Genomic DNA, 21393 nt, shown 5'->3' with positions numbered 1-21393 from the left:
TCAGACTCGCGCCAGCGCCGCCAGCACCAGTTCGCAACTGCGCTGGCAATAGGCGGTGAGCACCTCGCGGATGCGCGGCAGGTCGCGGGCGACCACGGCTTCGAGCAGGCGGGCGAACAGCTCCAGGTAATCGACCATGTTGGCCTGGCGCTGGTCCAGGGCCAGGTAGTAGGCGCGGCTCATGGCTGGTTGCAGGTTCTCGACGGTTTCCTGCAGGTACGGGTTGTTGGCGAATGGATAGGCGGCGCGCATCACTGCGAAGCTGTCGCCGACGAAGGCCTTGATGTCCTTGCCGGCATGGGCCTGCTTGAGGCGCTGCTGGATGTCCAGGAACGGGCGCAGGTCGCCCTCGGTGCGCCAATGCTGGGCAACGGCATTGCCCAGCAGGATGTAGAACTCGCCCATCAGGGCGCACAGGCTGCGCACGCTGTTCTCGTCGAGTTCGGTCACATGGGCGCCGCGGCGCGGCAGGATGGCCACCAGGTGCCGACGCTCGAGGATGAGCAGCGCCTCGCGTACCGAACCGCGGCTGACGTTGAGGGCCTGGGTGACCTTCTGCTCCTGGATGCGCTCGCCGGGTGCGAGTTCGCCGCGGATGATCCGCTCGGCCAGGTAGTGGGCAATTTGCTCGGAGAGGCTGTCCGGCGCCTTGAACGTCATGGTTTTCCTTCGCAATCTGGGTAGCTGTGCACAAGGGCGCGATTGTAGCGCACTTGCCAGGCGCTCGCGCAGCGGGACTGCGTGCTTTGTGCGACTGGCGGGTCAACTTTCCTGCACGGCGCGAACTATGCTTTGGAAAAGGCTCGATGATGCGGTCCGGAAGGCCTTCGTGCAAATTCTTGACCTTTGGGTCAGAAAATTATTGACCCAGAGGTCAGCCGTTGCTTAGAGTCCGCCGGAACAACAATAAAACCATTGCGAGGCCCTCCCCCGTGATCCAGTTTCTCGTCAACCAGGAGCTGCGCAGCGAGCACGCCCTGGACCCGAACATGACGGTGCTGCAATACCTGCGCGAGCACCTGGGCAAACCCGGCACCAAGGAAGGCTGCGCCAGTGGCGACTGCGGTGCCTGCACCGTGGCTGTCGGAGAACTTGTGCAGGACGACAAGGGCGGCGACAGCATCCGCTACCGCAGCCTCAACTCGTGCCTGACCTTTGTCTCTTCCCTGCACGGCAAGCAACTGATCAGCGTAGAGGGCCTCAAGCACCAGGGCGAACTGCACAGCGTGCAAAAGGCCATGGCCGACTGCCATGGTTCGCAATGCGGCTTCTGCACGCCCGGTTTCGTCATGTCGCTGTTCGCCCTGCAGAAGAACAGCCAAGGCCACGACCTGCACCAGGCCCAGGAGGCCCTGGCCGGCAACCTGTGCCGCTGCACCGGCTACCGGCCGATCCTCGAGGCCGCCGAGCAGAGCTGCGCACGCCCCTGCCGCGACCAGTTCGACGCCCAGCAGGCACAGACCATCGCCCGCCTCAAGGCCATCGCCCCGCAACAGACCGGCGAGCTCAACAGTGGCGACAAGCGCTGCCTGGTGCCACTGACCGTGGCCGATCTGGCCGACCTGTACAGTTCGCACCCCGAGGCACGCCTGCTGGCCGGCGGGACCGACCTGGCGCTGGAAGTCACCCAGTTCCACCGCACCCTGCCGGTGATGATCTACGTCGGCCATGTCGCCGAGCTCAAGCGCATCGACAAGACCGCCAGCCACCTGGAGATCGGCGCCGCGACCCCGCTGACCGACTGCTACACCGCACTCAACGAGGAATACCCCGACTTCGGCGACCTGCTGCACCGCTTCGCCTCGCTGCAGATCCGCAACCAGGGCACCTTGGGTGGCAATATCGGCAACGCCTCGCCGATCGGTGACTCGCCACCTCTGTTGATCGCCCTCGACGCACAGATCGTCCTGCGCCAGGGCGAGCGCCAGCGCACCCTGGCGCTGGAAGACTACTTCATCGACTACCGCATCACTGCACGCCAGGACAGCGAGTTCATCGAGAAGATCATCGTGCCGCGCGCAAGCAACGACTGGGCCTTCCGCGCCTACAAGGTGTCCAAGCGCCTGGACGACGATATTTCCGCGGTGTGCGCGGCGTTCAACCTGAGCATCGAGAACGGTGTGGTCAGCGGCGTGCGCATCGCCTTTGGCGGCATGGCGGCAATCCCGAAACGCGCCCGCGCCTGCGAAGCCGCGCTGCGCGGCAAGCCCTGGAACCAGGCCAGCGTCGAACGCGCCTGCCAGGCCCTGGCCGAGGACTTCACCCCGCTCAGCGACTTCCGCGCCAGCCGCGAGTACCGCCTGCTGACCGCGCAGAACCTGCTGCGCAAGTACTTCATCGAACTGCAAACGCCGCATATCGAAACCCGGGTGACCGCCTATGTCTAACCATCACGCCGTCAAGAGCCAGGCCGAGATGGCCGCACTGTTCAGCCAGGACCTGACCACCGGGGTCGGCCGCAGCCTCAAGCACGACAGCGCCGACAAGCACGTGGCCGGCGAGGCGGTGTACATCGACGACCGCCTGGAATTCCCCAACCAGCTTCACGTCTATGCACGCACCGCCGACCGCGCCCATGCGCGCATCCTGCGCATCGACACCACGCCCTGCTACCAGTTCGAAGGCGTGCGCATCGCCATCACCCATGAGGACATCCCGGGGCTCAAGGATATCGGCCCAGTGGTGGCTGGCGACCCGTTGCTGGCCATCGACAAGGTCGAGTTCTTCGGCCAGCCGGTGCTCGCGGTTGCCGCCTGCGACCTTGAGACCGCCAGGCGCGCCGCCATGGCCGCCATCATCGAGTACGAAGACCTGGAGCCGGTGCTCGACGTGGTCGAGGCCCTGCGCAAGAAGCACTTCGTGCTCGACAGCCACACCCACCAGCGCGGCGACTCGGCTGCTGCATTGGCCACTGCCCCGCACCGTATCCAGGGCACCCTGCACATCGGCGGCCAGGAACACTTCTACCTGGAGACCCAGATCAGCTCGGTGATGCCCGGCGAAGATGGCGGCATGATCGTCTACTGCTCGACGCAGAACCCCACCGAGGTGCAGAAGCTGGTGGCCGAGGTGCTCGACGTGCCGATGCACAAGATCGTCGTCGACATGCGCCGCATGGGTGGCGGTTTCGGCGGCAAGGAAACCCAGGCCGCCAGCCCCGCGTGCCTGTGCGCGGTGATCGCGCGCCTGACCGGCCAGCCAACCAAGATGCGCCTGCCGCGGGTCGAAGACATGACAATGACCGGCAAGCGTCACCCGTTCTACGTGGAATACGACGTCGGCTTCGACGACAGCGGCCGCCTGCACGGGATCAATTTCGACCTGGCCGGCAACTGCGGCTACTCGCCGGACCTGTCCGGCTCGATCGTCGACCGCGCCATGTTCCACTCCGACAACGCCTACTACCTGGGCGATGCCACGGTGCACGGCCACCGCTGCAAGACCAACACGGCCTCCAACACTGCCTACCGCGGCTTCGGCGGCCCGCAGGGGATGGTCGCCATCGAGCAGGTGATGGACCATATCGCCCGTCACCTGGCCCTCGACCCGCTGGCGGTGCGCAAGGCCAACTACTACGGCAAGACCGAACGTAACGTCACCCACTACTACCAGACCGTCGAGCACAACATGCTCGAGGAGATGACCGCAGAGCTCGAGGCCAGCAGCGACTACCATGAGCGCCGCGAGTCGATCCGCCGTTTCAACGCCAACAGCCCGGTGCTGAAAAAAGGCCTGGCGCTGACCCCGGTGAAGTTCGGCATCTCGTTCACCGCCACCTTCCTCAACCAGGCAGGTGCCTTGATCCACATCTACACCGACGGCAGCATCCACCTCAACCACGGCGGCACCGAGATGGGCCAAGGCCTGAACACCAAGGTCGCGCAGGTGGTGGCGCAGGTGTTCCAGGTCGACTTCAATCGTATCCAGATCACCGCGACCAATACCGACAAGGTGCCCAACACCTCACCGACAGCCGCGTCCAGCGGCGCCGACCTGAACGGCAAGGCAGCGCAGAACGCCGCCGAGATCCTCAAGAAGCGCCTGACAGAGTTCGCCGCCCGGCACTACAACGTCACCGAGGAAGACGTCGAGTTCCGCAACGGCCATGTGCGCGTGCGCGAGCAGATCGTCAGCTTCGAGCAGTTGGTGCAGCAGGCATACTTCGCCCAGGTATCGCTGTCGACCACCGGTTTCTACCGTACGCCGAAGATATTCTACGACCGCAACCAGGCCCGTGGCCGCCCGTTCTACTACTTCGCCTTCGGCGCCGCCTGCGTGGAGGTTATCGTCGATACCCTCACCGGTGAATACAAGATGCTGCGCGCCGACATCCTGCATGACGTGGGCGACTCGCTGAACCCGGCCATCGACATCGGCCAGGTGGAGGGTGGTTTCGTCCAGGGCATGGGCTGGCTGACCACCGAGGAACTGGTGTGGAACGCCAAGGGCAAGCTGATGACCAACGGCCCGGCTAGCTACAAGATCCCGGCAGTGGCCGACATGCCGATCGACATGCGCGTCAAGCTGGTGGAAAACCGCAAGAACCCCGAGGACACCGTGTTCCATTCCAAGGCCGTGGGCGAGCCGCCGTTCATGCTCGGCATTGCCGCCTGGTGCGCGATCAAGGACGCAGTGGCGAGCATCGCCGACTACCGCGTGCAGCCGAACATCGACGCGCCATCGACGCCGGAGCGAGTGTTGTGGGGTTGCGAGCAGATGCGCAAGGCGGTGGCTGCGGCGCAGCCTGCCGAACAGCAACTGGAACCTGTGACGCACTGACGCCACGCTCCCTGTAGACGCGACCTTGCGTTGCGCCTACAGGGGACCGAGGAGGACTGAAGACATGCATCAATGGATCAACGCCCTCGCCGACCACCAAGCCCGTGGCGAACCCTGCGTGTTGGTGACCATCATCGAGGAGCGCGGCTCCACTCCGCGCAACGCCGGCTCGAAAATGGTAGTCAGCACCAGCGCGCTGTACGACACCATCGGCGGCGGCCACCTGGAGTTCAAGGCCCTGCACATCGCCCGGCAGATGCTCGCGGAACACCGCAGCACCCCGCATCTGGAGCGCTTCAGCCTCGGCGCCAGCCTCGGCCAGTGCTGCGGCGGCGCCACCGTGCTGCTGTTCGAGCCGATGAGTGGCGTGCAGGCCGAGATCGCCGTGTTCGGCGCGGGCCATGTCGGCCGCGCTCTGGTACCCTTGCTCGCCGCGCTGCCCTGCCGGGTGCGCTGGATCGATTCGCGCGAGCAGGAATTCCCCGCGCTCATCCCCGACGGGGTGAGCAAGATCGTCAGCGAAGAGCCGGTCGACGAAGTCGCCGACCTGCCCGCCGGCAGCTACTGCATCGTCATGACCCATAACCACCAGCTGGACCTGGAGCTGACCGCCGCGATCCTCAAGCGCAACGACTTCACCTGGTTCGGCCTGATCGGTTCGAAGACCAAGCGCGTCAAGTTCGAGCACCGCCTGCGCGAGCGCGGCTTCGAAGACGCGCTGATGGCGCGCATGCGCTGCCCGATGGGCCTGGCCGAGGTCAAGGGCAAGCTGCCGATCGAGATCGCCGTGTCCATCGCCGCCGAAATCATTGCCACCTACAACGCCTGCTTCGGCCAGCACGACGCTGCCGCCAATTCAGGCCCCATCGCCCAGTTGCTGCCGTCCTCGCGACGCAGCCAGACCCTTTGACGAGAGCCCCATGAGCGCAACCCGCAAAGCCTACCGAGCCGCCATCCTGCACAGCATCGCCGACCCCGCCGAGGTCGGCCTGGAGGCGTCCTGCAAATACTATGAAGACGGCCTGCTGGTAGTCGACGGCGGCCGCATCAGCGCCCTGGGCCATGCCAGCGAGCTGCTGCCGACCCTCGACGCTGACATCCCGGTGCAACACTACCAGGACGCCCTGATCACTCCGGGCTTCATCGACACCCATATCCACTTCCCGCAGACCGGCATGATCGGCTCCTATGGCGAACAGCTGCTGGACTGGCTGAACACCTACACCTTCCCCTGCGAAAAGCAGTTCGCCGACAAGGCCCACGCCGACCAGGTGGCGAAGATCTTCCTCGCCGAACTGCTGCGCAACGGCACCACCACCGCGCTGGTGTTCGGCAGCGTGCACCCCGAGTCGGTCAACGCCCTGTTCGAGGAGGCCGAGCGCCTGGACCTGCGCATGATCGCCGGCAAGGTGATGATGGACCGCAACGCGCCCGACTACCTGACCGACACCGCCGAGTCCAGCTACCGCGACAGCAAGATGTTGATCGAGCGCTGGCACGGCAAGGGCCGCCTGCACTACGCGGTCACCCCCCGCTTCGCGCCGACCAGCACGCCGGAACAGTTGAGCGTGGCCGGTCAGTTGCTCAAGGAGCACCCGGGCGTGTACATGCACACTCACCTGTCGGAGAACCTCAAGGAAATCGACTGGGTCAAGGAACTGTTCCCCGAGCAGAAAGGCTACCTTGACGTCTACGACCACTTCGAGCTGCTCGGCGAGCGCTCGGTGTTCGCCCACGGCGTGCACCTGTGCGACGACGAGTGCCAGCGCCTGGCCGAAACCGGTTCGGCCATCGCCTTCTGCCCGACCTCCAACCTGTTCCTCGGCAGCGGCCTGTTCAACCTGCCCCAGGCCGAGCGCTTCAAGGTCAACGTCGGCCTGGGCACCGATGTCGGCGCCGGCACCAGCTTCTCGCTGCTCAACACCCTCAACGAGGCGTACAAGGTGATGCAGCTGCAAGGCGCGCGCCTGCACCCGTACAAGTCGCTGTACCTGGCTACCCTAGGCGGCGCCCGCGCCCTGCGCCTGGACGACCGCATCGGCAGCCTGCGCCCGGGCAATGACGCCGACTTCGTGGTGCTCGACTACAAGGCCACCCCGTTGTTGGACTACCGTCTGCAGCAGTCGAAGAGCATCGAGGAGACCTTGTTCGTGCTCACCACCCTGGGCGACGACCGCACCGTGCGTGAAACCTACGCCGCCGGGCGTTGCGTGCACCAGCGCTAAGGCTGTTTCGCCAACCCTCGGTACAGTGCGCCGCCGATCGCTGCCCCGATCAGCGGCGCAAGCCAGAACAACCACAGCTGCTGCAGCGCCCAGCCACCCACGAACAAGGCCGGCCCTGTGCTGCGTGCCGGGTTGACCGAGGTGTTGGTGACCGGAATCGAAATCAGATGTATCAGGGTCAGCGCCAGGCCAATCGCAATTGGCGCAAAGCCGGCCGGTGCCCTGGCATCGGTGGCGCCCATGATGATCACCAGGAACATCGCGGTCATCACCACCTCACTGGTGAAGCCTGCCGCCAGCGTGTAGCCGCCCGGCGAATGCTCGCCGTACCCGTTCGAGGCCAGGCCGCTGGCCAGTTCGAAGCCGGCTTTGCCACTGGCGATGAAGTAGATCACCGCTGCGGCCAGGATGGCGCCGATCACTTGGGCAATCACATAGGGCAGCAGCTCTTTTGCCGGGAACCGCCCGCCCACCACCAAACCGAACGACACGGCCGGATTGAGGTGACAACCCGAGATATGGCCGATGGCGAAGGCCATGGTCAGGACAGTCAGGCCGAACGCGAAAGCGACACCGAGAACGCCGATGCCAACGGGAGAACTGGCGGCCAGCACGGCACTGCCGCACCCGCCAAGGACCAGCCAGAAAGTGCCGACCAGCTCGGCACCCATGCGCACACCCAGAGATGAAGTCATGAACCCTTCCTCAAGTAATTGGACGCAACGACTGCGCAAGCCCAACTGCTTGATGAAGGTTTGCTGGTGTGAAATCTAGCAGAGCTTTGGCCAAGGGCCAGTAACGACGAAGGGCCGCTAAGCGGCCCTTCGGTCATCAAGGCAAACGTTCAACCCTTGGCGGTAGCCTTGGGCTTTTTCAGCAGGTGCGAGAACACCGCGTGCAGGTCGTCCGAGGCGCTCTCCTCGTCGAGATTGAGCTTGCTGTCGATATGGTCCATGTGATGCATCATCAGGCTTACCGCCTGCTCGGCATCACGGGCCTCGATCGCATCGATCAGCTGCATGTGCTCATCGTACGAGCAGTGCGAGCGGTTACCGCTTTCGTACTGGGCGATGATCAGCGAAGTCTGCGACACCAGGCTGCGCTGGAAGCTCACCAGTGGCGCATTGCCGGCGGCTTCGGCCAGCTTGAGGTGGAACTCGCCGGACAGGCGGATACCGGCGCCACGGTCGCCACGGGAGAAGCTGTCACGCTCCTCGCGGACCATCTGGCGCAGTTCGTTGAGCTGTTCGAGGGTGGCGTGCTGCACGGCCAGCTCGGTGATCGCGCGCTCGACCATGCGCCGCGAGAAGAACACCTGCCGCGCCTCCTCGACCGTAGGGCTGGCCACCACCGCACCACGGTTGGGCCGCAACAGCACCACGCTCTCATGGGCCAGGCGCGACAGGGCGCGGCGGATGATGGTGCGGCTGACGCCGAAGATCTCGCCCAGTGCTTCCTCGCTCAACTTGGTGCCCGGTGCCAGACGCTGCTCGAGGATCGCCTCGAAGATATGCGCATAGACGATGTCGTCCTGGGTACCGCTGCGGCCGGCCTTGCCAGTGCGCACAGGTTTTTTCAGAGGTTGCAGCTGTTCGTTCATGGGCTCTCGAGCACAAAGGATCTGCCAGTCGGTCCGTGACTGTAATACCGGTCAGCGGGGGGATGGCAAGTCCTGGAAGAAGAAAAGGGGCCAAGGTATGGCGCCATTGTACACAGGCTGACCCGTTTCTGCAGGTGGCCTTTTACCTATATAGCCGTTGTACGGCAGTTTGTGAGCACAAAAGATAAAACATTATTTGCATTCTTTGTACACAAACGCATAATCCTGCGAGCAACTTCCTGACCCAAAAGTCAACAAAATGGTCGGACGTCTGCCACACCCCCTCGCGAAGCCCCCCAGTGCATGGCTCAGGACCAGGCTTCGAACAACAAGAAAGACTTGAGGAGTACTCGCTGTGGAAAGCCGCAAATCCGAAGCACCTACGCTGGATCTCGCCCCACCGCTCGAAACGGGCTGGCTGGAGCGGATTTTCAAACTCAAGCAGCATGGCAGCACCGTCCGCACCGAGCTGATCGCCGGGGTGACCACCTTCATCACCATGGCCTACATCATCTTCGTCAACCCCAACATCATGGCCGACGCCGGCATCGACCACGGCGCGGCGTTCGTCGCCACCTGCATCGCCGCCGCCCTCGGCTGCCTGCTGATGGGCCTGTACGCCAACTGGCCGGTGGGCCTGGCGCCGGGCATGGGACTCAACGCCTTCTTCACCTACACCGTGGTCGGCACCATGGGCTACAACTGGGAAACGGCGCTGGGGGCGGTGTTCGTCTCGGGCGTGCTGTTCATGTTCCTGACCGTTTCGCGCGTGCGTGAGTGGCTGCTCAACAGCATCCCGGTGAGCCTGCGCCATGCCATGGGGGCCGGCGTCGGCCTGTTCCTCGGGCTGATCGGCCTGAAAACCGCCGGCATCATCGTCGACAGCCCGGCAACCCTGGTCAAGCTGGGCTCGCTGCATGAGCCCGGCCCGCTGCTGGCGGCCGTGTGCTTCCTGCTGATTGCCATCCTCAGCTACAAGCGGGTGTTCGGCGCGATCCTGATCAGCATCATCGGCGTCACCCTGGCCGGCTGGGGCCTGGGCCTGGTCAAGTTCGGCGGGGTGGTGTCGATGCCGCCGAGCCTGGCACCGACCTGGATGGCCATGGACGTGGTCGGCGTGTTCAACGTCAGCATGATCAGCGTGGTGCTGGCGTTCCTGTTCGTGCACATGTTCGACACCGCTGGCACGCTGATGGGCGTGGCCCAGCGGGCCAACCTGGTGGCACCGGACGGGCGTATCGAGAACTTGTCGCGGGCACTGAAAGCCGACAGCACCTCCAGCGTGTTCGGCGCGGTGGTCGGCGTGCCGCCGGTGACCAGCTACGTGGAAAGTGCCGCAGGTGTCGCGGCAGGTGGACGCACCGGCCTGACCGCCGTGGTGGTTGGCGTGCTGTTCATCGCCGCGATGTTCTTCGCCCCGCTGGCCGGGATGATTCCGGCCTATGCCACCGCCGGCGCGCTGATCTACGTGGCGATGCTGATGATGGGCAGCATGGCGCATATCGAGTGGGACGAAGCCACCGACAGCATTCCGGCGATCGTCACGGTGATCATGATGCCGCTGACCTTCTCGGTGGCTGATGGCATCGCCCTTGGTTTCATCAGCTACGTGGCGCTCAAGGCGGGTACCGGCAAGTTCAAGGAGATCTCGGCCAGCCTGTGGGTGCTGTGCGCGATCTTTATCGCTAAGTTTGTGTTTCTCTAATCTTCACAGCTTCAACAAAGGGCGCTTCGGCGCCCTTACTTGTTGATCCTGGTAATACAGTTTTTTTCCTCGCGAAAATGCCCGTTCGCGGAAGGTTGGCTGGCCTTGCATCAGGCGGAGCTTCTTTTACAACTTCAATGGCATCATAAGCCGCTGGCAGGATCGCGGTCACATCAAACGCATCCTTCTTGTAGCCTATGCCTGGCACTAAACTGACACCGGCTTTAAGAAGTACCACTAAGGTAACACCCTCTATAGCGGCTTTACGGTAGGGTTCTACATATTCTGAGTCTGGCCCGAGATAGAAAGCCTCCCCTTGAGCTTGCCTACCTGGCCTTGAATGGCCTCGGGAAACACCTTGCAACAACCCTTTTACATTAAACGCATCTGTCGCATGACACCCAAGCAGTACAAGCCTCGGCATCTGACTCACAGACACTTTAACATGACCGCTTGGGTCTTTGTTGTTCACTGGATCTCTCTGACAGTAGCCGTATCCATTCAAACCACCTTTGGCGAACGGACTCATACTGTCCGGGCTATTGAAATTCATCAAAACCGGATTGTACGCTCTGTAACCATTACCCAAAAGGTAATGACCAGTTGCCCTTTCCACCAACTCGCCAGTGAACCCGAGAGAAACTTGAGCGAGCCTATGGTAGCCATAGGGCGCGTATGCATATTGAGTGCTCATCAGGCCGGCTGCTCAGCTGACTGAAAGGCCGATGGTCTCAAACGACCGACACACAGACCACTGACAAAAATGTCAGGGGCACGCTGGGCCCACCTGAAAGCATATTCAGCAGACGAAAAAAAGCCCGCCAGTGTGAGAGCGGGCCAAGGACCTACGAAGATTCTTCTAGCGACCAACTAGCTTCCACGATAGGTCGAATAGCTGTACGGCGAGATCAGCAGCGGCACGTGGTAGTGCTCCTGCTGCTCGTCGATGCCGAAGCGCAGCACGACCACGTCGAGAAACGCGGTGTCCGGCAGCTTCACACCCTTGGCGCGGTAGTAGTCACCGGCGCTGAACTGCAATTGATAGACGCCGGTGCGGTAATCGTCGCCCTGCAGCAGCGGCGCATCGACGCGGCCATCGCTGTTGGTCAGGGCGGTGTTCACCAGTTCCAGTTGCTGGCCTTCGACGCGGTACAGCTCGACCTTGATCGAGCTGCCCGGGCAGCCATGCGCGGCGTCCAGTACGTGTGTGGTCAAACGTCCCATTTGCTTGTCGCCTCTTGTCATCTACGTGGGCAAAAAATACACGGCAACAGGCTGGCACCGTGCGGGAATGCAGTCATTAAGACAGTTTAACGATAGATTGTACACAATTTTTTCTGCATCCTCGGTCAACACTCCACGAACACTCCATCAGTCGCAAAGACACGCCCGATGCCGACCCTCACGGCATTAGCTGACCAATCAGGCAGGTTTCTTGCAAGCCATTCTCAGGCGACAAATGGGAAGAAATGCGGAAAAACAGGCTTACAAAGTATTTAAGAAGTTGTATACAATCAGCCCATCCGGTGGTGCGACATCCCGACGCGGCCCGCCCACCACCCGCACATACGTACAAGAAGGAAGACTGCAGTGAGCGCTGACTACCCTCGCGACCTGATCGGTTACGGCAACAACCCACCTCATCCGCAATGGCCGGGGAATGCCCGCATTGCACTGTCCTTCGTGCTCAACTACGAAGAAGGTGGCGAGCGCAACATCCTGCATGGCGACAAAGAGTCCGAAGCGTTCCTTTCCGAAATGGTCGCCGCCCAGCCGCTGCAAGGCGCGCGCAACATGAGCATGGAGTCGCTCTACGAATACGGCAGCCGCGCTGGCGTATGGCGCCTGCTCAAGCTGTTCAAGGACAGCGGCGTGCCGCTGACCATCTTCGCCGTGGCCATGGCCGCCCAGCGCCACCCCGACGTGATCCGCGCCATGGTCGAGGCCGGCCACGAGATCTGCAGCCACGGCTACCGCTGGATCGACTACCAGTACATGGATGAAGCGCAAGAGCGCGAGCACATGCTCGAGGCCATCCGCATCCTCACCGAGATCACCGGCGAGCGCCCCGTGGGCTGGTACACCGGCCGCACCGGCCCGAACACCCGGCGCCTGGTCATGGAGGAAGGCGGCTTCCTCTACGACAGCGACACCTACGACGACGACCTGCCCTACTGGGAGCCGAACAACCCGACCGGCAAGCCGCACCTGGTGATCCCCTACACCCTCGACACCAACGACATGCGCTTCACCCAGGTGCAGGGCTTCAACTGCGGCGAGCAGTTCTTCCAGTACCTGAAGGACGCCTTCGACGTGCTCTACGAGGAAGGCGCCGAGGCGCCGAAGATGCTCTCCATCGGCCTGCACTGCCGCCTGGTCGGCCGCCCGGCGCGCCTGGCCGCGCTCAAGCGTTTCGTCGACTACGCCAAGAGCCACGAGCAGGTCTGGTTCGCCCGACGCGTGGACATCGCCCGCCACTGGCACGCCACCCACCCGTACAAGAAAGAGAACGCCTGATGACTGCCTTCAAGACCCTCAAGCCCTCCACCCTGGACCGCGCCGCCTTCGTCGCGGCCTTCGCCGACATCTACGAGCACTCGCCGTGGGTCGCCGAGAAAGCCTACGACCTGGGGCAACTGGCCGAGCTGGACGAGATCGAGGCGCTGCATCAACGCATGAGCGACATCCTGCTCAGCGCCAGCCATGCCGAGCAACTGGCACTGATCAATGCTCACCCGGACCTGGCCGGCAAGGCCGCCATCCAGGGCGAGCTGACCGAATCGAGCACCAACGAACAGGCCGGCGCCGGTATCCACCAGTGCACCGCTGAAGAGTTCGCCCGCTTCACCGAACTCAACGACGCCTACAAGGCCAAGTTCCGGTTCCCGTTCATCATGGCGGTCAAGGGCAGCAACCGCCACCAGATCCTCGCCGCCTTCGAAAAGCGCATCCACAACGACACGGAAGCCGAGTTCAAGGAAGCCCTGGCGCAGATCAACCTGATCGCCCTGTTCCGCCTGCAGCAGCTGTAAGGCGCTGGCAGCGCCCTGGCCCGAGTGCGTGACGCGTCCGCACCCAGGGCCTCGGCCCGCCAGGCCACCAAAATCCAGAACAACGAATAGAAGAGATAACCGCATGCGCACCCTGATGATCGAGCCCCTGACCAAAGAAGCCTTCGCCCCCTTCGGTGACGTGATCGAAACCGACGGCAGCGACCACTTCATGATCAACAACGGCTCGACCATGCGCTTCCACAAGCTCGCCACGGTCGAGACCGCTGAGCCGGAAGACAAGGCGATCATCAGCATCTTCCGCGCCGACGCGCTGGAAATGCCGCTGACCGTGCGCATGCTGGAACGCCATCCGCTGGGCAGCCAGGCTTTCATCCCGCTGCTCGGCAACCCCTTTCTGATCGTGGTCGCGCCACTTGGCGATGCACCTGTATCAGGCTTGGTCCGCGCCTTCCGCAGTAATGGCAGGCAGGGCATCAATTACCATCGCGGCGTCTGGCACCACCCGGTGCTGACGATCGAAAAGCGGGATGACTTCCTGGTGGTTGATCGCAGTGGTTCCGGCAACAACTGCGATGAGCATTACTTCCCCGAGGAACAGATGTTGATCCTCAATCCCCACCAATAAGAAAAGGTCGGTCACCCAGGTCCGCCTGAACCGTGACCGGCGAGAGGTACATACTGTGGAAGCACACCTTCACGAATGGCTGAACCTGAGCATTCGCTGGGTTCACATGATCACCGGCGTGGCCTGGATCGGTGCATCGTTCTACTTCGTCTGGCTGGAGAACCACCTGAATCGAAGCAACCCGCGCGATGGGTTGTCGGGTGACCTCTGGGCCATCCACGGTGGTGGCATCTACCACCTGGAAAAATACAAGCTGGCCCCGCCGAAGATGCCCGAGAACCTGCACTGGTTCAAATGGGAAGCCTACTTCACCTGGATGTCCGGGATCGCCCTGCTGTGCGTGGTGTTCTACTGGAACCCGACCCTGTACCTGCTGGCACCCGGCAGCACCCTCAGCGGTGCCGAAGGCGTGGCCATCGGTATCGGCTCGCTGATCGCCGGCTGGTTCATCTACGACTTCCTCTGCGACTCGCCCCTGGGCAAGAAGCCGGCGCTGCTCGGTGCCGTGCTGTTCGTGCTGATCATCGCCGCCTGCTGGGGCTTCAGCCTGGTGTTCAGCGGCCGCGGCGCCTACCTGCACACCGGCGCGATCATCGGCACCATCATGGTCGGCAACGTGTTCCGCATCATCATGCCGGCGCAGCGCCAGCTGGTGGCGGCCATCGAGAACAACCAGACCCCCGACCCGGTGCTGCCGGCCAAGGGCCTGCTGCGCTCGCGCCACAACAACTACTTCACCCTGCCAGTGCTGTTCATCATGATCAGCAACCACTTCCCGAGCACCTACGGCAGCCAGTACAACTGGCTGATCCTGGCCGGGATCGCGGTGGCCGCAGTATTGATCCGTCACTACTTCAACACCCGCCACGACAGCAACAAGTACGCCTGGACCCTGCCTGTCGGCGCCCTGGCGATGATCTGCCTGGCGTACGTGACCGGCCCGAAACCACTGCCGAGCGCACCTGAGCAGGCCGCCGCCAAGGTCGAGTACCAACCGCTGCCGGCCACCGCCGTGGGCGGCAAGACCGCCGCCGAACTGCGCGCCGAGGAAGCCGCCAAACCTGCGCCCCCCGCCGAGGCTCCGGCCCAGGCCACAGCCCAGGCTGGCGGTGAAACCTTCGACAAGATCCACACCGTCATCCAGGAACGCTGCACCGTGTGCCACTCGGCCAAGCCGACCAGCCCGCTGTTCAGCGCCGCACCTGGCGGCGTGATGTTCGACACCCCGCAGCAGATCCAGGCGCAGGCCGCGCGCATCCAGGCGCAGGCCGTCGCCAGCCAGATCATGCCGCTGGGCAACATCACCCAGATGACCGTCGAGGAACGCAAGCTGGTCGGCGACTGGATCGCCAAAGGCGCGCAGGTCAACTGAGACACCCCACGACTGCGTGGGAGCGGGCTTGCCCCGCGATGAGGCCGGTACTCCCGGCCTCGCTTCCAAGCTCTACGTAACAAGCAAGCATCGAGCGTTCGGCTTCACGCGGAAACCCCAGCCTCCTTTACCGGAGACTGCCACGTGAAGCCGCCCGCTTGGATCCGAGAATAAAAACAAAACTCGAGGTGCTGCATGTCCGAGTCACCCAAGGCGTACATCCCTGTTGCGCCGCCACGACAGCCCCTGCCTTTGTTCCAGCTGATCCTGGTGGGTCTGCAACACGTTCTGCTGATGTACGGCGGCGCCATCGCGGTGCCGCTGATCATCGGCCAGGCGGCGGGCCTGTCCCGCGAGGAAGTCGCCTTCCTGATCAACGCCGACCTGCTGGTCGCCGGCGTTGCCACCATCATCCAATCCTTCGGTATCGGCCCGGTCGGCATTCGCATGCCGGTCATGATGGGCGCCAGCTTCGCCGCCGTCGGCAGCATGGTGGCCATGGCCGGCATGCCCGGTGTCGGCCTGCAGGGGATCTTCGGCGCGACCATCGCCGCCGGGTTCTTCGGCATGCTGATCGCGCCGTTCATGTCCAAGGTCGTGCGCTTCTTCCCGCCGCTGGTGACCGGCACGGTCATCACCTCCATCGGCTTGTCGCTGTTCCCGGTGGCGGTCAACTGGGCCGGCGGCGGCCATGACGCCGAAGCCTTCGGCGCGCCGATCTACCTGATGGTCGCCGGCCTGGTGCTGGCGGTGATCCTGCTTATCAACCGCTTCATGCGCGGGTTCTGGGTCAACGTGTCGGTACTGGTGGGCATGGGCCTGGGCTACGTGCTCGCCGGATCCATCGGCATGGTCGACCTGTCGGGCCTGAGCGAGGCGCCGTGGCTGCAGGTGGTCACCCCCCTGCACTTCGGCATGCCGACCTTCAGCCTGGCGCCGATCCTGTCGATGTGCCTGGTGGTGGTGATCATCTTCGTCGAGTCCACGGGCATGTTCCTCGCCCTGGGCAAGGTGACCGACCGTGAAGTAACGCCGGGCATGCTGCGGCGCGGCCTGCTGTGCGATGCCGGCGCGTCGTTCATCGCCGGCTTCTTCAACACCTTCACCCACTCCTCGTTCGCCCAGAACATCGGACTGGTGCAGATGACCGGGGTGCGCTGCCGCTACGTTACGGTGATGGCCGGCGCGCTGCTGATCCTGCTCAGCCTGCTGCCCAAGGCGGCGTTCCTGATCGCCTCGATCCCGCCTGCGGTACTGGGCGGCGCGTCCATCGCCATGTTCGGCATGGTCACCGCCACCGGGATCAAGATCCTCCAGGAGGCAGACATCTCCGACCGACGCAACCAGCTGCTGGTCGCCGTCAGCGTCGGCTTTGGCCTGATCCCGGTGGTGCGCCCGGAGTTCTTCGCTCAGATGCCGCAGTGGATGGAACCCATCACCCACAGTGGCATCGCCATGGCCACCCTCAGCGCCCTGGTACTGAACCTGCTGTTCAACATCCTCGGCGGCGCCGACCGCGCCGCGCACAACGATGCCTGTCACCAGCATTGAGTGACCAGGGGCGGCGCCGCTCTGGCCGCCCCGCTTCAACCCTGTGGTAACGCAGTACCGTCGGCCCGCCGGAATGGGCCGTCCGGGGCGCCTGCGCGCCGAAAAAGCCCTTACAAAAACAATAAGTCCGGGAATCACAACATGAAGCGCATCACCACCTCCGTCCTGCTGGGCAGCAGCCTGCTGGCCACCCTCCCCGCCCATGCCGGCGAATGGCTGCAGTGGCACGGCGAAAGCCTGTCCTATCTCTACGGCAAGGACTTCAAGGTCAACCCCGATATCCAGCAGACCATCACCTTCGAGCACGCCAACAAGTGGAAGTACGGCGACACCTTCCTGTTCGTCGACAAGATCTTCTACAACGGCAAGGCCGACCCCGGCAAAGGCGTGACCACCTACTACGGTGAGTTCAGCCCGCGCCTGTCGTTCGGCAAGATCTTCGAGCGCAACCTGGCCTTCGGCCCGGTCAAGGACGTGCTGCTGGCCATGACCTACGAGCGTGGCGAGGGCGACAACGAGGCCTACCTGATCGGCCCCGGCTTCGACCTGAACGTGCCCGGCTTCAACTACTTCACCCTGAACTTCTACCTGCGCAACACCGAAGGCAGCCGCCCCGGCGACAACGTCTGGCAGATCACCCCGGCCTGGTCCTACACCATCCCGGTGGGCAAGTCCGACATTCTGATCGACGGCTACATCGACTGGGTGGTCGACAACGACCAGACCCGTCGCGGCACCTACCACGCCAACCTGCAGTTCAACCCACAGGTCAAATACGACCTGGGCAAGGCCCTGAACCTGGGCGCCAAGCAGCTCTACGTCGGCTTCGAATACAGCTACTGGAAGGACAAGTACGGCATCGACAGCCACGGCAACGTGGACAGCAACCAGAGCGTGGCCAGCGCCCTGGTGAAGGTGCACTTCTGAAAAACTGACCGAACGCCCAAATTTGCACCACCGTGCTCCAGGACGGAGCACTTGAGGCCCGGCGCGCAAGTGAGTAATCTGCGCGCCCCCTCGATCGGGGCGGGAAGGATCCCGCCCGCGTTTGCTGACCGCCCAGTCAATGTTTCCGGGCGGTTGGCCAACGTGTTGCCAGCGTGAAATACCCATTTCATCCGTTCAGAAAGACGTCGAGCAGGATGGTTGTGCCCAACGTGGAAAAGTTGGCGCAGCTCTTGCCAAACAGCTGTGGCCAATTGAAAAAAGCTGACCCAAAAGACAAGAACAGCGCCCGAGCGCTGACAACAGATCCAATAAAGGGAGCGACACACGCAATGCGTACCATCAATAGCCTGATCCTCGCCGGCGGCCTGCTGGCCTGCGGCGCCAGCCAAGCCGGTGACCTGCTGCAATGGCAGAACAACAGCCTGACCTACCTGTGGGGCAAGAACTTCAAGGTCAACCCCGAGATCCAGCAGACCGTGACCTTCGAGCACGCCGATGCGTGGAAGTACGGCGACAACTTCTTCTTCCTCGACAAGATCTTCTATCAAGGCAAGAAGGACGCCAGCAACGGCCCGAACACCTACTACGGCGAGTTCAGCCCACGCCTGTCGTTCGGCAAGATCTTCGACCAGAAGCTCGAGTTCGGCCCGGTCAAGGACGTGCTGCTGGCCATGACCTACGAGTTCGGCGAGGGTGACACCGAGTCCTACCTGATCGGCCCCGGCTTCGACCTGGCGATCCCAGGCTTCGACTACTTCCAGCTGAACTTCTACCAGCGCACCACCGACGGCAGCCGTCCGGGCGACAATGTCTGGCAGATCACCCCGGTCTGGTCCTACACCATCCCCGTGGGTTCGTCCGACATTCTCATCGACGGCTTCATGGACTGGGTGGTGGACAACGACGAGAACCGTCGCGGCACCTACCAGGCGAACCTGCACTTCAACCCGCAGGTCAAGTACGACCTGGGCAAAGCGCTGCACCTGGGCGAGAAGCAGTTGTACGTGGGTATCGAGTACGACTACTGGAAGAACAAGTACGGCATCAAGGACAGCGATGCCTTCACTACCGATCAGAACACCATGAGCTTCCTGGTCAAGGTTCACTTCTGATCCGAGTGTAAGCCGGCCCCACAGTGATCGTGCTGTTCCTGTGGGAGCCGGCTTGCCGGCGAACCGGGGCAAGCCCCGGCCAGGCGCCTCAGTTCGCGGGTCTTAGCGCCCGCCAGAACTTGCTCACGACAGCAACCACCGCCAGCACCACAGCCCCCGCAATCACCCCCGCCACACCATTGAGCAGTGCCCCGGTCAACGCCCCGCCCCGTCCTTCGCTGAACGCCTCGATGGCGTGATGCAGCGGCGCGATGCCATGCACCAGGATGCCGCCACCGACCAGGAACATCGCCGCGGTGCCGATCACCGACAGGCTTTTCATCATGTACGGCGCGGCGCGCAGGATGCCGTTGCCCACCGCCTGGCTCAGCGCCGAGGCTTTCTTGGTCATCCACAGCCCCAGGTCATCGAGCTTGACGATGCCTGCCACCAGGCCATACACCCCCAGGGTCATGACGATGGCGATCCCCGACAGCACGATGATCTGCTGGCTCAGCGGCGCATCGGCCACGGTGCCAAGGGTGATGGCGATGATCTCGGCGGAGAGGATGAAGTCGGTGCGCACCGCGCCCTTGATCTTGCTCTTCTCAAAGGCCACCAGGTCGACCTGCTCGTCGGCCACGGCCGCCTTGCGCGCCTCATGCTGCGCGTCGTCCTCGGCCTTGCTGTGCAGGAACTTGTGCGCCAGCTTCTCGAAGCCCTCGAAGCACAGGTAGGCGCCACCGACCATCAGCAGCGGAATCACCGCCCAGGGAATGAACGCGCTGATCAGCAGCGCCGCCGGCACCAGGATCGCCTTGTTCACCAGCGAGCCCTTGGCCACCGCCCACACCACCGGGATCTCGCGTTCGGCGCGCACACCGGTGACCTGCTGGGCGTTGAGCGCCAGGTCGTCGCCCAGCACCCCGGCGGTCTTCTTCGCCGCGACCTTGGTCATCAACGAGACATCGTCGAGGACCGTGGCGATATCGTCGATCAATACCAGTAAGCTGCTTCCTGCCATGTCAAAATGTTTCCAGTAGGTTCGAATGGCCGGGATTCTAGCCCAAAGACGCTGCCTTGAGCGCCCGTCCGAGCGGGTGCTACCATGCCGGACCCCTCTTGGAGGGGCCAGACCCGAGGAAGATTCCCGACAATGAGCACCATTCGCGAGCGCAACAAGGAATTGATCCTGCGCGCAGCCAGTGAAGAATTCGCCGACAAGGGCTTCGCCGCCACCAAGACCAGCGATATCGCGGCCAAGGCCGGCCTGCCCAAGCCGAACGTGTACTACTACTTCAAGTCGAAGGAAAACCTCTACCGCGAGGTGCTCGAGAGCATCATCGCGCCGATCATGCAGGCCTCGACACCGTTCAACGCCGACGGCGATCCGAAAGAAGTGCTCAGCGCGTACATCCGCTCGAAGATCCGCATCTCCCGCGACCTGCCCCACGCCTCCAAGGTGTTCGCCAGCGAAATCATGCATGGCGCGCCGCACCTGTCGCCGCGCCAGGTGGAGCAGCTCAACGAGCAGGCCCGCCACAACATCGAGTGCATCCAGCGCTGGATCGAGCGCGGCCAGATCGCTCACGTCGACCCGCACCATTTGATGTTCAGCATCTGGGCGGCGACGCAAACCTATGCGGATTTCGACTGGCAGATCGCCGTGGTGACCGGCAAGGCCAAACTGGCCGACAGCGACTACGATGCGGCGGCGGAGACCATCATCCGCCTGGTGCTGAAGGGCTGCGAGCCAGAGGTGGCCTGAACCATCGCAATCGCGAGGCAAGCCCGCTCCCACGACCTGAACTGCCCTAAGCATTCAATACCTTAGGGAAAAGTCCAGGTCATGGGAGCGGGCTTGCCCCGCGATAGTTCTAAAGCCTGATCAGGCTGCAACCCCCGCGTCCGCCGTCAGCCCCACCTCTTCGATCGCACTGATCGCGCACTGCTCGTCGATATCCGACGTATCCCCGCTGATCCCCACCGCCCCCAGCACCTTGCCCTCCTGATCACGGATCAGCACGCCCCCCGGCACCGGCACCACTGGTCGCTCGCCGAGCCCGTTCAAAGCCGCATAAAAGGCGGGGCGCTGCTGCGAGTCCAGCGCCAGCAGGCGTGAACCCTTGCCCAGCGCCACCGCGCCCCAGGCCTTGCCAATGGCCACCTCGGGGCGCAGCAAGCTGGCGCCGTCCTCGCGCTGCAACGCCAGCAGATGCCCACCGGCGTCGAGCACCGCCACGGTCAAGGGCGCGGCGTTGATCTTGCGGCCTGCGGACAACGCGGCATTTACCACGCCCACGGCCTGTTTGAGGGTCAATGCGTTCATGAAAAGGTCCTCTTCTTGTTGTGAGAAGCCCTGAGGGCAGTTGAAAACCAATAGACAAGATAGAACACAACAAAGACACTGTTTGTATACAATTTTCTGATCCAATGTGTCTCACTGCGACGAAATGCCGCCCTTTTTCGCCATGACCAGCAAG

19 protein-coding genes and 1 pseudogene are annotated in these 21393 nt (G+C 63.2%); 13 read left to right on the top strand and 7 right to left on the bottom strand.

Annotation, left to right across the window (positions count from 1 at the left end):
- A complete protein-coding gene (locus tag LU688_RS09275; protein WP_023631392.1) occupies window positions 1–660 on the bottom strand; it encodes a GntR family transcriptional regulator in 660 nt (219 codons plus the stop codon).
- A 272-nt stretch (window positions 661–932) separates the two neighbouring features.
- On the opposite strand from LU688_RS09275, the gene xdhA reads away from it, so the two are divergent.
- The 4 genes from xdhA (at window position 933) to guaD (ending at window position 7004) form a co-directional block, all read left to right on the top strand.
- Window positions 933–2387, top strand: coding sequence for a xanthine dehydrogenase small subunit (gene xdhA / locus LU688_RS09270; RefSeq protein WP_023631391.1), 1455 nt, complete (start codon window positions 933–935; stop codon window positions 2385–2387).
- Complete coding sequence (gene xdhB, locus LU688_RS09265; protein ID WP_094010610.1) at window positions 2380–4779, top strand: xanthine dehydrogenase molybdopterin binding subunit; 2400 nt, start codon at window positions 2380–2382, stop codon at window positions 4777–4779. The genes xdhA and xdhB overlap by 8 nt, the downstream gene beginning before the upstream one ends.
- Window positions 4780–4843: 64 nt before the next feature.
- Entirely contained in the window at window positions 4844–5689 is an 846-nt protein-coding gene (gene xdhC, locus LU688_RS09260) for a xanthine dehydrogenase accessory protein XdhC (RefSeq protein WP_023631389.1), read from the top strand.
- Window positions 5690–5699: 10 nt separating this feature from the next.
- Window positions 5700–7004, top strand: coding sequence for a guanine deaminase (guaD, locus tag LU688_RS09255; protein WP_160291079.1), 1305 nt, complete (start codon window positions 5700–5702; stop codon window positions 7002–7004).
- On the opposite strand, the gene aqpZ is transcribed toward guaD, so the two are convergent.
- Both aqpZ and LU688_RS09245 read right to left on the bottom strand, forming a co-directional pair.
- Window positions 7001–7699 carry an aquaporin Z gene (gene aqpZ / locus LU688_RS09250; protein ID WP_038705702.1) on the bottom strand — a complete coding sequence of 233 codons (699 nt, stop codon included), beginning with the start codon at window positions 7697–7699 and terminating at the stop codon, window positions 7001–7003. The genes guaD and aqpZ overlap by 4 nt on opposite strands.
- A gap of 149 nt (window positions 7700–7848) precedes the next feature.
- Window positions 7849–8604: a GntR family transcriptional regulator gene (locus LU688_RS09245; RefSeq protein ID WP_038705701.1), complete on the bottom strand. Its 756-nt coding sequence runs from the start codon at window positions 8602–8604 to the stop codon at window positions 7849–7851.
- A 355-nt stretch (window positions 8605–8959) separates the two neighbouring features.
- Here LU688_RS09245 and LU688_RS09240 point away from each other — a divergent pair, with 355 nt between their 5' ends.
- The gene (locus LU688_RS09240; RefSeq protein ID WP_160291078.1) at window positions 8960–10309 is read left to right on the top strand and encodes an NCS2 family permease; all 1350 of its coding nucleotides are present in this window, start codon (window positions 8960–8962) and stop codon (window positions 10307–10309) included.
- A 439-nt stretch (window positions 10310–10748) separates the two neighbouring features.
- Here the strand turns inward: LU688_RS09240 and LU688_RS09235 are convergent.
- Together LU688_RS09235 and uraH are read right to left on the bottom strand one after the other, a co-directional pair.
- A pseudogene (locus tag LU688_RS09235) lies at window positions 10749–10997 on the bottom strand (RHS repeat-associated core domain-containing protein); the annotation flags it as partial.
- A 182-nt stretch (window positions 10998–11179) separates the two neighbouring features.
- Window positions 11180–11533, bottom strand: coding sequence for a hydroxyisourate hydrolase (uraH, locus tag LU688_RS09230; RefSeq protein ID WP_028692847.1), 354 nt, complete (start codon window positions 11531–11533; stop codon window positions 11180–11182).
- A gap of 366 nt (window positions 11534–11899) precedes the next feature.
- Here uraH and puuE point away from each other — a divergent pair, with 366 nt between their 5' ends.
- The 7 genes from puuE (at window position 11900) to LU688_RS09195 (ending at window position 18931) form a co-directional block, all read left to right on the top strand.
- Complete coding sequence (gene puuE / locus LU688_RS09225) at window positions 11900–12826, top strand: allantoinase PuuE (protein ID WP_038705700.1); 927 nt, start codon at window positions 11900–11902, stop codon at window positions 12824–12826.
- Window positions 12826–13341 carry a 2-oxo-4-hydroxy-4-carboxy-5-ureidoimidazoline decarboxylase gene (uraD, locus tag LU688_RS09220; RefSeq protein WP_160291076.1) on the top strand — a complete coding sequence of 172 codons (516 nt, stop codon included), beginning with the start codon at window positions 12826–12828 and terminating at the stop codon, window positions 13339–13341. The genes puuE and uraD overlap by 1 nt, the downstream gene beginning before the upstream one ends.
- Before the next feature lie 103 nt (window positions 13342–13444).
- Window positions 13445–13948, top strand: a complete 504-nt coding sequence (locus LU688_RS09215; protein WP_023631381.1) for an ureidoglycolate lyase — start codon at window positions 13445–13447, stop codon at window positions 13946–13948.
- A 55-nt stretch (window positions 13949–14003) separates the two neighbouring features.
- Window positions 14004–15320, top strand: a complete 1317-nt coding sequence (locus LU688_RS09210) for a urate hydroxylase PuuD (RefSeq protein WP_094010613.1) — start codon at window positions 14004–14006, stop codon at window positions 15318–15320.
- Window positions 15321–15515: 195 nt separating this feature from the next.
- Complete coding sequence (locus LU688_RS09205; RefSeq protein ID WP_046856489.1) at window positions 15516–16871, top strand: nucleobase:cation symporter-2 family protein; 1356 nt, start codon at window positions 15516–15518, stop codon at window positions 16869–16871.
- A gap of 141 nt (window positions 16872–17012) precedes the next feature.
- Window positions 17013–17798: an outer membrane protein OmpK gene (locus LU688_RS09200; RefSeq protein WP_046856490.1), complete on the top strand. Its 786-nt coding sequence runs from the start codon at window positions 17013–17015 to the stop codon at window positions 17796–17798.
- A gap of 350 nt (window positions 17799–18148) precedes the next feature.
- Window positions 18149–18931 (top strand): outer membrane protein OmpK, encoded by a 783-nt coding sequence (locus LU688_RS09195; RefSeq protein ID WP_023629829.1) that lies wholly within the window; start codon window positions 18149–18151, stop codon window positions 18929–18931.
- Between the two features lie 88 nt (window positions 18932–19019).
- On the opposite strand, the gene LU688_RS09190 is transcribed toward LU688_RS09195, so the two are convergent.
- Window positions 19020–19934: a DUF808 domain-containing protein gene (locus LU688_RS09190; protein ID WP_023629828.1), complete on the bottom strand. Its 915-nt coding sequence runs from the start codon at window positions 19932–19934 to the stop codon at window positions 19020–19022.
- Window positions 19935–20066: 132 nt separating this feature from the next.
- Between LU688_RS09190 and LU688_RS09185 the strand changes: the two genes are divergently transcribed.
- The gene (locus LU688_RS09185) at window positions 20067–20678 is read left to right on the top strand and encodes a TetR/AcrR family transcriptional regulator (protein ID WP_023629827.1); all 612 of its coding nucleotides are present in this window, start codon (window positions 20067–20069) and stop codon (window positions 20676–20678) included.
- Window positions 20679–20798: 120 nt separating this feature from the next.
- On the opposite strand, the gene LU688_RS09180 is transcribed toward LU688_RS09185, so the two are convergent.
- Window positions 20799–21239: a GlcG/HbpS family heme-binding protein gene (locus LU688_RS09180; protein WP_038705698.1), complete on the bottom strand. Its 441-nt coding sequence runs from the start codon at window positions 21237–21239 to the stop codon at window positions 20799–20801.
- Between the last annotated feature and the right edge of the window lie 154 nt (window positions 21240–21393).

The organism is Pseudomonas soli, assembly GCF_021283165.2.
In the GTDB taxonomy this organism is placed as follows: domain Bacteria; phylum Pseudomonadota; class Gammaproteobacteria; order Pseudomonadales; family Pseudomonadaceae; genus Aquipseudomonas; species Aquipseudomonas soli.
Note: the sequence above shows the minus strand (reverse complement) of the source record. Positions and strands in the feature narration are given on the sequence as shown.